14 protein-coding genes are annotated in these 15523 nt (G+C 70.9%); 5 read left to right on the plus strand and 9 right to left on the minus strand.

Features of this window, described 5'->3' with window-relative positions; all coding sequences use genetic code 11:
• Positions 1-21 precede the first annotated feature (21 nt).
• Complete coding sequence (locus tag NDAS_RS13390) at positions 22-315, plus strand: SelT/SelW/SelH family protein (RefSeq protein ID WP_019608408.1); 294 nt, start codon at positions 22-24, stop codon at positions 313-315.
• Positions 316-414: 99 nt separating this feature from the next.
• Here NDAS_RS13390 and NDAS_RS13395 read toward each other — a convergent pair whose 3' ends face one another.
• A complete protein-coding gene (locus NDAS_RS13395) occupies positions 415-1602 on the minus strand; it encodes an FUSC family protein (protein ID WP_013153733.1) in 1188 nt (395 codons plus the stop codon).
• 233 nt (positions 1603-1835) lie between these two features.
• Here NDAS_RS13395 and NDAS_RS13400 point away from each other — a divergent pair, with 233 nt between their 5' ends.
• Together NDAS_RS13400 and NDAS_RS13405 are read left to right on the plus strand one after the other, a co-directional pair.
• A complete protein-coding gene (locus NDAS_RS13400) occupies positions 1836-2432 on the plus strand; it encodes an HD domain-containing protein (protein WP_013153734.1) in 597 nt (198 codons plus the stop codon).
• Positions 2433-2659: 227 nt separating this feature from the next.
• Complete coding sequence (locus tag NDAS_RS13405; protein WP_013153735.1) at positions 2660-3601, plus strand: VOC family protein; 942 nt, start codon at positions 2660-2662, stop codon at positions 3599-3601.
• Between the two features lie 48 nt (positions 3602-3649).
• Here NDAS_RS13405 and NDAS_RS13410 read toward each other — a convergent pair whose 3' ends face one another.
• The 5 genes from NDAS_RS13410 to NDAS_RS13430 form a co-directional block, all read right to left on the minus strand.
• Complete coding sequence (locus NDAS_RS13410) at positions 3650-4009, minus strand: MmcQ/YjbR family DNA-binding protein (RefSeq protein WP_013153736.1); 360 nt, start codon at positions 4007-4009, stop codon at positions 3650-3652.
• 114 nt (positions 4010-4123) lie between these two features.
• Complete coding sequence (locus tag NDAS_RS13415) at positions 4124-4672, minus strand: CG0192-related protein (RefSeq protein ID WP_013153737.1); 549 nt, start codon at positions 4670-4672, stop codon at positions 4124-4126.
• Between the two features lie 303 nt (positions 4673-4975).
• Entirely contained in the window at positions 4976-6949 is a 1974-nt protein-coding gene (locus tag NDAS_RS13420) for a caspase, EACC1-associated type (protein ID WP_013153738.1), read from the minus strand.
• Positions 6946-7326: an effector-associated constant component EACC1 gene (locus NDAS_RS13425; protein ID WP_013153739.1), complete on the minus strand. Its 381-nt coding sequence runs from the start codon at positions 7324-7326 to the stop codon at positions 6946-6948. Before NDAS_RS13425 ends, NDAS_RS13420 begins: the two co-directional genes overlap by 4 nt.
• Before the next feature lie 320 nt (positions 7327-7646).
• Complete coding sequence (locus NDAS_RS13430) at positions 7647-8471, minus strand: peptidoglycan recognition protein family protein (RefSeq protein ID WP_013153740.1); 825 nt, start codon at positions 8469-8471, stop codon at positions 7647-7649.
• Between the two features lie 864 nt (positions 8472-9335).
• Between NDAS_RS13430 and NDAS_RS13435 the strand changes: the two genes are divergently transcribed.
• Both NDAS_RS13435 and NDAS_RS13440 read left to right on the plus strand, forming a co-directional pair.
• Positions 9336-12620: a type ISP restriction/modification enzyme gene (locus NDAS_RS13435; RefSeq protein WP_167539494.1), complete on the plus strand. Its 3285-nt coding sequence runs from the start codon at positions 9336-9338 to the stop codon at positions 12618-12620.
• Between the two features lie 181 nt (positions 12621-12801).
• The gene (locus NDAS_RS13440) at positions 12802-13194 is read left to right on the plus strand and encodes a hypothetical protein (protein WP_013153743.1); all 393 of its coding nucleotides are present in this window, start codon (positions 12802-12804) and stop codon (positions 13192-13194) included.
• A 149-nt stretch (positions 13195-13343) separates the two neighbouring features.
• Here NDAS_RS13440 and NDAS_RS13445 read toward each other — a convergent pair whose 3' ends face one another.
• The 3 genes from NDAS_RS13445 to NDAS_RS29310 all read right to left on the minus strand — a co-directional run bounded on the left by NDAS_RS13445 (position 13344) and on the right by NDAS_RS29310 (position 15452).
• Positions 13344-13733 carry a hypothetical protein gene (locus tag NDAS_RS13445; RefSeq protein ID WP_013153744.1) on the minus strand — a complete coding sequence of 130 codons (390 nt, stop codon included), beginning with the start codon at positions 13731-13733 and terminating at the stop codon, positions 13344-13346.
• A gap of 129 nt (positions 13734-13862) precedes the next feature.
• Positions 13863-14867: a BRCT domain-containing protein gene (locus tag NDAS_RS29305; RefSeq protein ID WP_232051675.1), complete on the minus strand. Its 1005-nt coding sequence runs from the start codon at positions 14865-14867 to the stop codon at positions 13863-13865.
• Positions 14868-14888: 21 nt separating this feature from the next.
• Positions 14889-15452 (minus strand): 3'-5' exonuclease, encoded by a 564-nt coding sequence (locus NDAS_RS29310; RefSeq protein WP_232051676.1) that lies wholly within the window; start codon positions 15450-15452, stop codon positions 14889-14891.
• Positions 15453-15523 lie beyond the last annotated feature (71 nt).

A 15523-nucleotide genomic window follows, 5' to 3' on the forward strand; every position in this document is an offset into this window, starting at 1 on the left:
CCCCGTGCCATGCTGGGAGTCATGGAGGTCAAGGAACCGCGGCTGGAGATCGAGTACTGCACCCGGTGCCGGTGGCTCCCGCGGGCCACCTGGATGGCACAGGAGTTGCTGACCACGTTCGAGGCCGAACTCGGCGAGGTCGCGCTCGTCCCGGGCACCAACGGCGTGTTCGAGGTGCGCCTGGACGGGGAGAGCGTGTGGTCGCGCCGGACCGACGCGGCCTTCACCGACGCCGCCGAGCTCAAGCGCCTCATCCGGGACAGGATCGCCCCCGAACACCACCTGGGGCACTCCGAGCTGCCCTCGGACGGCTAGGGGTCGGGGTCAGGCCCGTTCGCGCCCGGCGCGAACGGGCCCCTTCGGCGGTGCCGGGTGCCCGGAGGCGGGCGACGGCCGCCGCCGAACCCCGACGGTTCAGGAGCGCCGGAACGGCCGACGGCGTCGGCTCCGGTCCCCGCTCCGGGCGCGTCCCCGGGGCGCCCACGGCAGCCACGGCTCGCGCGGCGGGTGGGCGACCCGCGTCTGTTCGTCCTCTCCGGCCAGTGCCCGTTCGGCCCCCTCGGGTTCGAGACCGGCGAACAGCATGATGTCGGTGGCGACCATCCGCACGTACAGGTGGGCCGCCCCGGTCACGGGGTCGTCCACCGCGTCCTCGTCGAAGGGCCCGACCAGGCCGAGCACCCGGTCGACCGCGCGCTGGCGCGCCGCGCGGTCTCCGAGACCCTCGGCCAGCACGTCGAGCACGGAGGCCATCTCGCACACCACCGGCGCCAGGCGCCGGCGCTCGCCGCTCTCCGTGGCGGCGGTGGTCCGAGCGAGGGACAGGCAGCTCTCCCCGAGGATGATGAGCCGGTCGACCCGCTCGTCCTCGTACCGCAGCGGCTCCGGGTCGGTCCACCGCGCCCTGGACCAGCGCACCGCGCTGTGGCTGTTCTCGCGTGCGCGGCTGAGGTCGGCCATGGGCCTGCTCAGGGCGCCCAGACGGTCCACCGTCCACTGGGAGGGGTCCTCGTCCTCCTCCAGCGCGCGGCCGGTCGCGCCGAGCAGTCGGACCATCTCCGCCAGCGCGGCGGCCTCGGCCCGGCGCAGCCGCGAGACCACCCGGGCGGGGAACAGGAGCTGGCTCAGCAGGAGCGCCACCCCCGCTCCGATGAGGGCGTCGGTGAGTCTGCCGGTCCCGGCGAAGGCCACGGTGAGGATCGCACTGGCCGCCGCCTGGGCTATCACGAGCCGGGCCGCGCCGACGGCGACGGCGATCGCCATCGCCACGCCAGTGGCGGCGGCCAGGGCCCCGTAACCTCCACCGGTGACGAGCAGGGCCAGTTCACCGACGACGATGCCGATGACCACGCCGAGCAGCATCCGCACGGCGTTGGTCCCCCGCTCCCCGCCCGCGGCGTTGAGCGCGATGACCGCGGCGATCGGCGCGAAGAAGGGAGAGTGGTCGCTGACCAGGCCGCCCGCGATGATCCACGCCGCGGTCGCGGCGACCGTGGCCTGCACCACCGAACCCCCGTCCGCGGACAGGCGGTCCAGCGCCGCCGAGCCCGCGCGGGCGGCCGACCGCGCTCCGGCGCGGACGAGGCCGCTCAGAGACCGCATGCCCCTCCCGACGCCTCCGGGTCCGGCGGGCTCCGCACGCCCGCGTGGACACAGCCACTGCCGCCACAGCTACCCACGAGGATCACATGATCACCCTCCGAAAACAAAAGCCCCGCGCCACTTGGACGGAAGCCGCCCGCACCGCCCTTCCTCCGGGGGTACGGCCTCCCCCACCAGGGCGGGGAGGAGGCCGTGCGGAAGGTGCGGCCGCCGTTGCGGTTACCGTCGGGGACATGGTGATCCCGAGTGACGAAGAGATCCGAGCGCTGCACGAGAGGCACGCGCCCACACGCGAGGCGTTCGACCTCGTCCACACCCACTGCGAGATCGTGTGCGCGGTCGCCGAGCAGCTGCTCGACCGCTCCGGCCCGGCGCTGGACCGCGCCCTGGTCCGGGCGGGGTGCCTGCTGCACGACATCGGGGTCTACCGGCTGTACGACTCCTCCGGGCGGCTCGACCACGCGCGCTACGTGAGCCACGGGGTGCTCGGCCACGAGATCCTCGCCGGGGAGGGGCTGCCCGAGGCGCTGTGCCGGTTCTGCTCGCACCACACCGGGGTGGGGCTGACCCGGCAGGACATCCGCGACCAGGGGCTTCCCGTTCCGGAGGGGGACTACGTGGCCGAGTCCGCCGAGGAGGAGCTGGTGATGTACGCGGACAAGTTCCACAGCAAGCGCAACCCGCCGGTGTTCTTCTCCGCCGACTCCTACGCCGCGTCCGTCGCCCGCTTCGGCGAGGACAAGGTGACCCGCTTCAAGGAGCTGCGCACGCGCTTCGGAGTCCCCGACCTGGCCCCGCTCGTGGCCGCCCACGGCCACGCCCTGGTCTGAGCCGGACTCAGTCGGCCGCCGGACCGGACGAGGCGCCCGTCCACGGGGCGGTGGCCGTGAACGGGCGATCCCCTTTCCGGTGCGCCGCTTCCCGGGGACCGGCGGAGAGAGCCGCACGACATTTATTTGACAAGGAAGAAACTTCCCTAGGATGGTGTTGTTGGGGCAAAACAGCCCGACCTCCGAGGCACGGGAAACCCCTCGGACCTACTGACTGGGAGACCACCATGTCCGATGCGACCGAGACGGCACCGCGGGCGTCGTCCCCGGACGAGCGCCACCTGAGCGACGACGCGGGCATGGACGCCGTGACCCTGCGCGTGGGCGACCTGGAGTCGATGACCTCGTACTACGCGAACGCGCTCGCCCTGGAGCCGGTCGAGGAAAGGGCGCACGGGCGCGAGGTGCACCGCGTGCTCGGCCGCGGCCGGACCCCCATGGTCCGGCTGGTCTCCACCCCGGGGCTGCCCGCCGTCGACCCGCGCCAGGCCGGGCTGTTCCACACCGCGTTCCTGTTCGAGGACCCCGCGTCACTCGCCGCGACCGTCTACCGCGCGGCGCAGGAGCCGCGCAGCCGGTTCGTGGGCTCCTCCGACCACCTGGTCAGCGAGGCCTTCTACTTCACCGACCCCGAGGGCAACGGTATCGAGCTCTACACCGACCGGGACCGGTCGGCCTGGAGGTACGACCAGGGGCGGCTGCGGATGGGCACGCTGTACCTGGACCCCAACGACTACCTGCGCACGCACCTCGACGAGGCGGTCGTCGCCGAGGGGCCGCACCGGGCGGGCAGGGTCGGACACGTCCACCTGCAGGTCGGCGACATCGGGACCGCCAGGGCCTTCTACGTCGACGCCATCGGGTTCGAGACCACGGTCGACACCTACCCGGGCGCGCTGTTCGCGTCGGCGGGCGGCTACCACCACCACGTCGCGATGAACACCTGGCAGAGCGCGGGCGCGGGTCCGCGCGCCGCGAGCCTGGGGCTGGGCGACGTGGCGATCACCGTGCCCGCGCGCCAGGACCTCGACGCGCTCGTCGCGCGCCTGAGGGAGCACAAGCTGGCCCACGCCGACACCGGCAGATCGGTGGTGCTCCGCGACCCGTGGGACACCCAGGTCACGGTCGCCCTTCCCGGCACCAGCGCCGAGGAACTCCTGGACCGCTGACCGCGGCCGCCGTCCGGGCCGGACGAAGGCCCCTGTCCCTGGTCCGGGTCAGGCCCGGACCAGGGACGCCGGGGTCGGCGGGGCGGCGGTCAGCTCCTCCGGGGCGGTCAGGTACCAGGCCTCCAGGGTGAGCTCGCTGAGCTCGTCCAGGTCGATCCCGTCGAGGTGGACGACCACCCAGCCGAACCCGCCCGCGGTGAACTGCACCTCGAACACCTCGGGCCGCTCGGCCACCAGCGCGGTCTGCTCCAGAAGGGTCTGCTTGAGCCCCACGGTGGCGGTGCGCGGCCACAGGTAGCCGAAGGGCCTGCCGCGCACGCGGAACGTCGTGTACTGGTCCGAGTCCCTGGACTCGCACTCCGGCAGCGCGCTCACCAACCGCACGAACCGCTCGATCTTCACACCCATGGGAGGAGCCAACCACACGCCGCCGACAGGTCGGCACGCGGCGGGTGGCCGTCCGTCGGCACCGGCCCCGGTCCCGCGTGTGGCGGGCCCCGCTCGGGCAGGACGGACCGCAGGTCAGACCAGTGCCGCGACCACCGCCCGCTCGTCGCCCCACCGGGCGAGAAGCCGCACGCTCCCCTCGGGCTCACCGTCCAGGACCCGCTGGACCAGCACCCGCCCGCCCCGGGGGGCGCCGGTGCCGGGCTCCCTGGAGACCACGACCTGCTGGGACCTGTTCTCCAGGCGGCGGCCCTCCTCCCAGACCTCCAGCTCCGCCTGCTCCTGCCCGCCCTCCAGCGCCCGCCGGAAGCAGGCGAGGGACACCTCGTCCTCGGTGCCGTCGTAGACCCAGCGCGTTCCCAGGACGGAGTGCTCCAGGGTGCCGACGAGGTGGTCCTCGTGGTCGGGCAGGGGCGCGCCCCGGTAGGTCAGCGGCAGGTGGAGCAGACGGTCCCCGCGCCGGACCAGGAACACCTCCACCCCGACCTCGCCCTCCGGGTCGTCGAACCGGTACGCGCCGAGGATCTCACCGGGCCCCCGGCCCGCCCACGGCTGAGCGTCCAGCCAGGCGCCGATCAGCTCGGGTTTGCTCGGTGTGAGATCGGCCTTGTAGATGATCGCCATGGGCCCAGTATCCGGCACCGGTGCTCGGCCGGGAAGCCGGCCGACCTGCGAGCCCCTCCCCCGGCCGTCCGGGCGGGGGAACGCGCCCGAGGGCGGCGGCGCCCGGGGGCGCGCTGGCGGGACCGCCAGCCGTCACCCCGTTTCCCCGGGGTCATGGCGGTCAGCGGGCGGGGTGAGCCCCGGAACCGGCGCCCGGCGCGTGTGGACCGCCGTGTCCGCCCCCCGATGGGGGACCGACACACCTCCGGCTCCTTCGGGCCGTGTACGCCCCTCCTGTGGTGTCGGCGCCCCGCCTCTCCCGGGTCAGCCCAGGTCGACCGCGAGCGAGTAGAGCCGGGTCGCCTGGGTGTGGCGCCCGTTGTCGTCGGAGACCAGGTACAGCACGCGGCGGCCCTCGTAGGGGGCCTCCCTCATCACGGGACCGAGGGCCATGCCCTCGACGTTGGCCAGGATCTGGTTCTGCTGGGTCTCGTCGGAGACGACGTCGCCCTCAGGGCAGTCCGCCATGTCGAACAGGAGTTCCTTGTGGGCCAGGAGGTCACCGGCGTTCCTGCTGAGCGTCCTGCCGGTCACATCCTGGGCGGCGCCGAGGTTCACCTCGTACACGCGGATGGCGTTGCCGAGCCCGCCGAGGTAACCGCGTTCGAGGGCGAGCAGGTGGTTCTCGTCGATCGCCGCCAGCTCCGCGAGGTAGAGGCCCACCTCCGTCTGGTACCCGTACTGGCGGTCGAGTGCGTAGGCGCCTCCGGGCTCGCCCCGGTAGCGCTGGATACGCAGCTGGTGGCGGCCGTGCACGTCCGCGTCGCCGAAGAGCGGGCCCTCCATACCCGCGAACAGGTGGGCGCCGTCCGGGGTGGCGGTCAGGGATTCGAGGTTGCGTCCGGGCTGCGCCTCGCCGAGCGGGGCCGGGAGGAAGGCCTCCGGCAGCGGTAGGGGGTCCCCGATCTGCCCGCCGTCGGCGGTCCCGAAACGGCGGATGGACGGTTCGTGCTCGGCCGCGACCAGGATGCTCTCACCGCCGTTCTCCACGACCAGCCCCTCGCCGTCGAACGCGTCGAAGGACTCACCGTCCGGACCGTAGAGGATCTGCATTCCCGTGACGGTGGGGGCCAGGGACTCGGGGGCGCCGAGCCCGAGGGTGAAGAACTGCGCGGGCTCGTTGTCGCGGATCACGAGGGCCTCGGAGCCGTTGCCGGTGAGGGCGAGGGCGGACAGGCCCTCGACCGGGCTCCCCAGGTGTTCGTTCTCGGGCGGCTGGTCGAGCTGGTCGGAGACGTCGAGGAGCCGCGCCCGGCCGTGCGTGTCGCAGGGGCCGGGAAACGGTGCGGTGCCGAAGCGCGGGTCCGTCCACTCGCGGAGCTGGTAGCCGCCCAGCCCTCCGAGGAGGAGGCCGGGGACCAGGGTCGCGGCGGCCAGGGAGGCCATCGTGCGGCGCGGCAGCGCCGCGGGGACCGGCACGGGAGGACGCGGACCCTGCCGGTTGCGTACGAAGAGCAGGTCGCCGACGCCGTTCCGGTCCATCCGCTGCGGTTCCGGGAGGCCCTTGTCGGCGAGCCTCGTCCTCAGCAGGCGGTAGATCTGGTTGAGGGTGAGCAGTTCCTGCTGCTTGTTCCCGGGGTCGCCGCTGGTCAGGATATCGATGAGCTCACCGGTGAAGGCGGTGTGCCTCGCCTCCGGAGGGGCCTTGGCCTGACCGCTCCCGGTGGTGGAGGTCAGGACGTAGGAGCCCTCGATCTCGATCTGCTGCTTGTCCGGGACCGTCGTCCCGGTCATCACTCCGTCGAGCGCCCTGCCGCTGTAACAGCAGTCGAGGATCACGATCTGCCGCTTGACGCTCTTCCTGGACTCCCTGAGGATGTCGCGCAGCACACCGTAGGCGAGCGAGGTCTCGCTGCGGTCGCGCACCGAGCTGGAGAGCGTCAGGTAGAGCTGGTCGTCGCGGATCTCCAGGAGGCCGTGCCCGGCGTAGTAGACGAGCAGGGTGTCCTCGGCCTTGTCCGCGGCGTCGTAGATCGGCCCGGTCAGCTCGCCCGGCAGGGAGGGGTTGCGCACCACCCAGCGCCGGTCCTCGGGAACGCCCCAGAGGTCGGTGTCCGCCAGCGCCCGTTCCAGATCCTTCAGGTTCCGCGGCACCGAGCGCAGATCCGGCAGGTTCTGGTAGGCGTCGACCCCGATCAGGACACAGGCCGACCGGGCGGGGTCCAACCGGCCCCGCCCACCGCCCGCGGTGTCCATCCGCCCCCCGTCGGGCGGCTTCGACGCGGCCTGCTCCGTCACTCCCCGTCCTCCGGCTCGTCCGCGTCCCGGAGTTCCTCCAGGGCGCGCAGCACCGTGGGCAGGTCGTCGAGTTCGGCTTCGGTGAGGGTGATCTTGACACCGTCGCGCTCGAAGGTGAACGAGGAACGGGCCGGGTGCGCGCGCCGCCAGGACGCGATGGCCACGGCGAGCGCGCCGTACTGGGCTCCGAAGTCGCAGACGAACTGGACGACCTCGAAGGCGCCGCCCATGACGTCGGGCTCGTCGAGAGAGCCGCCCGTGTGCTCCATCGTGACGCCCGCGGCGCGCAGGTTTCCGGCCTCGCCCCTCAGCCACCGGTACAGGGACCTGAACTCGGCGTCACTGGTGGGTCCGTGCACCGACAGTTGAACGTTCATCTCGCAACCTCATGACATCGAAGGCCCGCATCGCCGCCTGGAGCCGGCTCGCACCCGGGGGCGGGTGCGCAGCCCCGGAACCGGGGGCCGACGCCATCCACAAGGATGCCGGTTCCCCACTCCCGGTGTCCGGGATTCGTCAGGATTCCCGGCGCTCCGGGCGGTGGCGCGCCGGGCGCCGCGGGCAGCGGCCGGGCGCGCGTGTCCGGGCTCGCCGCCGGGGGCTCCCCGATCCTGCGGGGACGAGCGGACACGGGGGCTCGGTGTCCGCCGGAAAGGAGGGGCGGCCGGTTCCATGGAACTCGGCGGGCCGGGTGCGTCTAGCGGGAGAAGTCGTCCGGGCCCCGGGCGGGACCGTGGTAGAACAGGCGGTCCGGCTCGTCGTCGGGCACGGGCGGGTAGGTGGGGCCGTCCTCGCCCGGCTCCTGGCGGGCGGCGATGGCGATGCCCCGGGCCCGCATCGTCTGGGCGGCCCTGTCGCGCAGCTCGGGGAGCCTGGAGTACAGCACGTCGCCGGGGCAGGCGGTGGCGTTGAAGTCGCGGTGGCCCAGGATGGCGCCGTGGGGGTTGAGCCCGTAGGCGCCGCACAGCCACGCCAGGGTCTGCACCAGCGCGTCGGTCAGGGCCGCGGTCGGGCCCGCGCTCGTGTACAGGCCCTCGTTCTCGATGCCGATGCAGGTGTTGTTGTGGTTGGCCACGTGGGCGCCCACGACGTGGTTGCCCGCCGCGATGGCCTCCGGGGTGCGGTCGCGGCCCTCCATGACGTAGCCGCCGCGGCTGATGGTGAGCTGCTGACCGGTGTCGCTCCACCCGTTGGTGTCCATGTGGTGGTTCTGGATCGACCTGGACAGGTTCAGGGCGTGGTCGAGGGAGTAGTTGGTGCTGTTGGGCGTCGCGGTGTGGTGGACCACGATGTAGCGGGGCGCGGCGGCCAGGACCTGGATGGGGCTGCTCGGCGGGCGTGCGCCCCAGGCGCCCCGCCAGTACAGGTAGGGCTGGGCCGCCTGGACGGCGGCGCTCGTGTCGGCCGGTCGGGCGAAGGCGCTTGTGGCGCCGACCGCACCGAGGGCGGCGGTGGCTGAGGCGATGGTGGCCGCGCGCAGGATGCTGCGCCTGTCCGGACCTGACCCGTGGGTGTTGGTCATGGGGATCCTCAGGGGGTAGCGGGGGTTACTTGCCAGTTCATGAAAAAACACGGACCCCACGGTGCGCAAAGGGTCACATCGCGTATTTCTGTGACCGCTTCCGGCCAGAAAAGCAACCCACAGACCCCGTGGCCGGATTCCGTTCGATGTTGTATGAGCGGCGGGGAAATTCCCACGTTTCCCCTTCCCTTCCCGCCCTCCTTCTCCTGACCGAGCGTCGCCCGGCGAGGCGGTCGCCTTACGCCCACGATCGGCCAGGAGGGCTTCCGGGGGGAGATACACGGTGCCCGCAGCGGCCCGACGGACGCCCGCGGCCAGATCAGTGGCACCGCGCAGGCGAGCCGGAGCGGCCGTCCGGCCAGAAGTGGGCGGTGAGGCAGACCAGCCAGGCGTCGTCGTCCGGTACGTCAACGCAAGCATCGGCCCGGGCGTGGGGGGCCTGCCGCTCGTAGTGGGCGCGATCGGAGTCGTGCACGAAGGGGGCTATAACCTCTTCCCACCGTTCCTGGAGCGGGTGCGCTCACCGCATCTCAGGGTGACCACCACGGGCCTGTACACCAAACTCTCGCTCTCACGCAGGGCTTCTCCGACGGTATCCAAAGCAGTGATCGACAGTGACGAAAAGCTTTCCCTGAGTCGCACCATCCATTTCACCCAACACACAAAACCCACGAGAAACACGAGACTCGTCCACCCGAGATACATTTTCGTGCGAATAATTGACTTTCCGGAATAGCGCATGTCTTCTGGTGGCGGATTGGAATGGCCCGCCCTGGAGGCCCGATGACCGCGCTGCCGCACGTTTCCGAACCGAGCCGCGACTCCGGGAGGGGCCACCTCCGCGGACACGGCGTCACCAACCGATTGGTCCAGGTTTTCGTCAACGACGTCGTCCGTGTCCTGGGACGCGGTGGTGAGGACGAGGAGCAGCTCCGGGGCCCGCTCAAGGTGCTCATCGAGAGCATGGGCGCCTCGCTGGGGCTGCCGAACAGCGTCTACGGCGAGGTCTCCCTCCCCGACCTCCAGGCAAGACCGGACTTCGGGGTCGACCTCACCGGAATCGACCAAGGGCCACACGGCAGGGTCGGATACATCGAACTCAAACGTCCGGGAAAACCGATTCCTCCCGAGAGGTTGACCGACAGACGCGACCGCGAGCAGTGGCAGAAATTCCAGAGCCTGCCGAATGTCCTCTACACCAACGGAACGGAATGGTCCCTGTTCCGCCACGGAAACCCGGTCCTGAGAACGGTGCGCACACCCGACCTGACATCAGGGCGAAAGAGGTTCCCCCAGGTCGACCCGGTGTTCACCGATCTGATCCGCGAGTTCCTCCTCTGGCAGCCGGAGGCCGAACCCGGGCTGGACCGACTGATCACCCGGGTGGCGGATCTGTGCGCCCAGCTCCGCGAGGAGATCTCCGAGATCCTCACCGATGAAAGGGTGCACGGCCGGGGCACCCCCTTCATCCGCCTGGCACACGAATGGCGCGACCTGCTCTTCCCACACCTCAAACCCGACAGGGAGTTCGCCGACGTCTACGCGCAGACCGTCACCTTCTCCCTGATCCTGGCCCGCGAGGACGGGGTGGACTTCGGCGGCCGCGACTTGGACGGCATCGGTGAACTCCTGGGCAAACGGCATGCCTTCCTGGGCCAGGCCTTCTCCCTGCTCACCGAGTCCCGGGACGTGCGGACCATCACCGTCCTGCCCACACTCGTCCGGGTCCTGGAGGCGGTGGACTGGCTCCGGCTGACACGCGGACGGCCCAGGGCGCACGCCGACCTGTACGAGACCTTCCTGACCAGATACGACCCCGCGCTGCGCAAGAGCTCCGGCTCCTACTACACGCCCGCCCCCGTAGCGGACTTCCTCACGGAGTTCACCGACTCAGTCCTGCGAAAGCGCATGGACCTGCCGCTCGGTTTCGCCGACCGCTCGGTGACCACGGTGGATCCGGCAATGGGGAGCGGGACCTTCCTGTCCTCGGCCATGGACCGGGCCCGCCGCAACCTGGAGGAGGAGTTCGGCCCCGTACACACACGCACGTGCCTCAAGGACCTGTACCGCGACCGCCTCGCCGGCTTCGAACGCAGCACTGCGGCCTTCGCGGTGTCCGAACTCAGGCTGCACCAGCAGCTCAGCGAGCAGTACGGCGCGGAGGTCCCCGAGGAACACCGACGGTTCCTGTGCAACACCCTGGACGACCCGAACCACCATTACCAGTCCTTCGGACGGCGCTACGACGACCTGGTCCACTTCCGGGATCAGGCCAACCAGGTCAAGAACTCCACCCCGGTGATGGTGGTCATCGGCAACCCGCCCTACATCGAGAGCGCGAAACAGCGGGACCCCGCCCCCTGGCTGGAGCGGCGCCGGTCCCCGGCTGGTGATCCGGTCACCTCGCGCCCGTCCATGGACGAGTTCCGGGAGCTGGGACAGGGCGGTCTCGACTACAAGCTCTCCGCGGTCAGCCTCTACTTCTGGCGCTGGGCGACCTGGAAGGCCTTCGACGCCCACCCCGAACAGCCCAGCGGCGTCGTCGCCTTCGTCAGCACCTCCGCGTACCTGACGGGGGACGCCTTCGCCGGTATGCGCCGCTACCTGCGCTCGACCGCCGATGAGGGGTGGATCGTCGACCTCTCCCCCGAGGGGCACCGTCCCCCGGCCAACACGCGCGTCTTCGGCGGGGTACAGCAACCGGTCTGTATCGGGATCTTCGCCCGCTACGGACATCCCCGGCCCGACGTCCCCGCCCGGATCTGGCACGCGAGCGTAGAGGGGCCGCAAGCCGAGAAGTTCGCGGCGCTCAAATGCGACGGAGGGCTGCGGCTCGACGGCGGGAACTGGAAGGAGTGTCCAGAGGGATGGACCGACCCCTTCCACCCGCAGCACGGGCGGTGGGGTCTCCTCCCGGCCGTCGGTGACTTGATGCCGTGGCGGTCGCCGGGGGTGACCACCAACCGGACGTGGGTCATCACCCCCGACCGTGCCACCTTCAACCGGCGGTGGGAGAGGCTCGCCAGCGCCCGGCCAGAGGACCAGGACCGATTGTTCAAGGCCACCCGTGATCGGAGCGTGCACCGCCCGTTCCCCGGTCGGCACACCATTGCCGAGGACCGTGTCCCCCCGCGTACCGCCTTGATCTCACACCGTGCCTTCGGCCACCAGCACATGGCGGACGATCCCCGATATGTGGACTTCCGTCGCCCGGGCCTGTGGGCGGCCAACGGCGACCATCAGATCCACGTGGTCGAACAGCACGCCGAGGCGATCTCCTCAGGCCCCGGTCTCCTGTTCAGCGCGCTCGTTCCGGATGTGCACTACTTCAACGGCCGCGGCGGTCGAGTGCTGCCGCTCTACCGCGACCCCTCCGGCAGTTCTCCCAACCTCGCGCCGGGACTGCTGGCGCACCTCACCGAACGACTGGGGCGCGGTGTCGGTCCCGAGGACGTCGTCGCCTACCTCGCCGCCGTCGCGGCCCACCCGGGGTACACCGCGGCCTTCCGGGAGGACCTGCGGACTCCCGGAGCTCGCATCCCCCTCACCGCTGACCCGAAGCTGTGGGACGGGGCCGTGGAACTCGGCCGTGAGGTCGTGTGGCTGCACACCTACGGCGTCCGTATGCGCGACCCCGGGGCGGGTCGTCCAGCGCACATGCCCAGGCTCCCTCGGCAGCGCCGCCCCCAGGTGCTCAGGGAGATTCCCGACCGTTCCGGCCACCTGCCCGACCGGGTCTGGCACGACGGCGGACAGGGTTCCGGAGGGCCGCGCCTGCACGTGGGTGAGGGTGTCATCGGCCCGGTGGAAACGGCCGCCTGGGAGTACGAGGTGGGCGGCATGCACGTCATCAGGAAGTGGTTCTCCGCCAGGGAGCGCGATCCCAGGCACGTACGCAGGGGCTCTCCCCTGGACGACATCCGACCCGATCGCTGGACGCCCGAGTTCACCGAACAGCTCCTCCACCTGATCACCGTGCTCACCCGACTGGTGGATCTGGAACCGCGTCAGCTGGACCTCTTCGAACGGATCCGCACGGGGCCCCTGGTCACGACGCAGGAGCTCGAGGGGGCGCGGATCTTGCCCGTCGCGCCCGGGGTGCGCAAGGGGCCCCGAAGCAGCGGCCAAGGAGAGTTGCCCCTGACCTGACAGCTCCCCCGCCCGGGGTCCTTCGGCCCGCGGTACACCCGACCCTGGACTTCCTGCGCACTGCGGCCGATGCGGGAGGCGCGGACCAATCCTCGAAAGCAGAAACTGTCAGCGACCACTTGTAGATACAGGGTGACCATGCGCCGTAGGGTCTGCGGACCCGCGTGAACAAGGGAGAACGATGGACAGGACCTGGATCGCACCGGTTCCCGCCCAGGGCACGGCTCTTCGCAGCTTGATCATCATCGGTTGCGGTGACGACCTGGAACTCAGGATTTCCGGGGAGGGCTGGCCGCCGTTGGAGATCCCCCTGCGCAGAGCACAGGTCCACACCGACGGTGAGGTCACGCTACGCACATCGCGGGTCGATGACGTCAACCTCGCTCTGGAGTACACGAGTGCCAACGGCCTGAACCTGACCCGAGCACGCCTGCGGTGGGATGACTCCTGCTTCGGAGGCACCGAGATATGCGAGGAGCTGGAGGCGCTCTTCGCCGCACCACGAGGCACGAAACGCCCCCGCCGCTTCGACTTCTGTGTCGACGTCGCACTCTCGCTGACCGCCCACGGCTGAGAGGGCGGGGCACTCTCCCGAACACCGTGCCACCAGTGACGAAGGTCGGGCGTCTCCACGAGGGGAACAGCACGAAGCCGCGGGGCTCGAACTCCTGGTCCCGGTCAAAGCAGGCGGCGGCTTTGGGAATCGGCGCTGTGGAACACGTGCTACTCCCGGTCCAGCTTGCGGAGAACGAACGCAAGAGGTCCCTGGTAGGTCGTTCCCAGGCCGGTGACGGTCGCCTCCACCGGGCCCGGACCGTCTTTCAGACGGCTGACGTAGTTCTCAGGCAGGAGGACGCGGTCACCGATGTCGAGCGGTGTCTCACCGCTCCAGCGATAGGCGTATCTTCCGACAGCCACGACCTGGTCTCCCTCGATCTCATGGATACGTGTTTCCTTGTCGAGGCGCCCCCGGAGCTCCTCGACCTGCCTCTCAAGCCATGTGATGCGGAGCTTGGAGGATTCGTCAGAGGCCCTAATGCCAGACTCGTACCCTTCCCGGTAGCCGCGCCGGTGAGCGTTCGCGACAGCACGGTCCTGTTCGGTGGAGTGCATGCCGCAGGCAACGTCCGATCCGCTGACACGGACCTTGCAGGGCGTCCGGACTTGGTGGGACGTCCGCACGTACGCATCTGGTCTCCGCTCATGGTTTTTCGCTCCTTGGTCGGGGGTGAAACCACTGGGTCACGCCCAGAAGGGCAGCAGACCCGAGACCGCGGCCGCCGCCCCCGCGGCCATGAACAGCAGCACCGCGCCCGCGCAGCCGCCGCCCTTCTGGGCCTGGGTGGAGGGGCGGGCCGGGGTCTTCGCCGTCCGGGAAGCCGTACGCTCCTGGGGGCCACCGCTCGCCACCCGGTCCCTGCGCTCGTAGGGCGCCACGAACTCCCGGTGGTACTCCTGGTCGGTCAGCTCCCGGGGACGCCAGTACTCCTGCCAGGGCCGGCTGTCCTCTTGCTCCTCCTGCCGCCGGGCGTTCACCTGGGAGGCCACCCGCGCACTGTCGCCGTCGGCGAACAGCCCGGCGTCGGACCGGTCCGAGGCCGCGCGCAGGACGTCCCAGGCCTGCGCCGGGGTGACCAGCCGGTGACCGCCCTGGCGCGCCCGCTCCACCTTGGGGTCGGCCGTCCCCTCCTCCGCGATCACCAATCGGACGGTCTTGGTGACGTTGGCTCCGACGGTCGCCCCGTGGGACACCGCGTAGTCCACCACGGCGCTCAGCGCCCCCGACTCCCCCACGGGAACGATCCGCCAGCCCTTGAGGGGGCCGTTCCTGCGTGCCCTCTCCTGTTCGGCGGCGTAGAGCAGGTCCTGGATGGCGTGCCCCGCTCGGAGCTCCTTGGCCGCCCTCTCCAGTTCACGGAGCTCGGCGGAGGTCACCACACCGTCCTCCTCGGCCCGGGCGCGTGCCTCCATCAGCACCTTCTCGTGGAGCTGACCGATCGTGGCCTGGGTGAACCCGGCCTCGGTGGCCAGGTCCGTGAGCTGACGCGCCTCGTCTCCGACGATCTTGCCGTCGTCGAGCGCGTGGCCCAGCATCGAGCGGTAGGCCGCGGCGCCTTGGGGGTTGGGGCGGGGCGAGGGGTTCATGTCGGGCAGCCCGGCGACCATGTTGGCCAGCCATCCCTCCTGGCCCTTGCGCAGACCGATGGTGCGCGGAGCGATCAGGCCGGTGCGCGGTACGGCGGGCACGGAGACGGGTCCGGGGCCGTTTCAGTGCAGGAGAGCGGGGCTTCGCTGGAGAACGATGTGCAGCATCCTGGCCCGCTGGCGGGCCTTGTCCAGGGCGCTGCTCTCCCACGCGGGCCAGTCCCCGGTCAGCAACCGGTAGAGGTGGTTCTGCCGGTAGGGGAAGGTGTCGAGCTGGGTGCGCAGCAGGCGCAGCGTGCACAGGCCAGGGACGCCGGAGACGCGGACGCCCATGCGTCCGAGCTCGCTGTCGAGGAACCGATCCACGTGTTCGAGGCCGTGCGCGACCACCACCGCGTCGGACAGGAAGGCGAGCAGGTCTCCGGCGACACGGTCGAACGCGGGCGCCTTCCCCACCTGTTCGTTGGTGATCGGGTCCCGTTCGTCGGCGTCGACTCGGCGCTGGGGGTTGACGAGGGTGGCGTACTCGTCCACCACGGTTCCGTCGCCGCGCATACGGACGACGGCCGCCTCGTAGACCCGGTCCCGGCCCGGCTCGTATCCGGTGGTGTTGACGGCCACGGCGGCGAACAGCATCTGGCGGGGGTCGATCCCCTGGCCTCGGGTGAGACGGCCCTGGGTGAACATGCGTACCTCCGATGCGGGGGTTGGGGGAAAGGGGAACCGTGTCCGCCCCGTCGGCGGGACGGACACGGGGT

Source organism: Nocardiopsis dassonvillei subsp. dassonvillei DSM 43111, from assembly GCF_000092985.1.
GTDB classification, from domain to species: domain Bacteria; phylum Actinomycetota; class Actinomycetes; order Streptosporangiales; family Streptosporangiaceae; genus Nocardiopsis; species Nocardiopsis dassonvillei.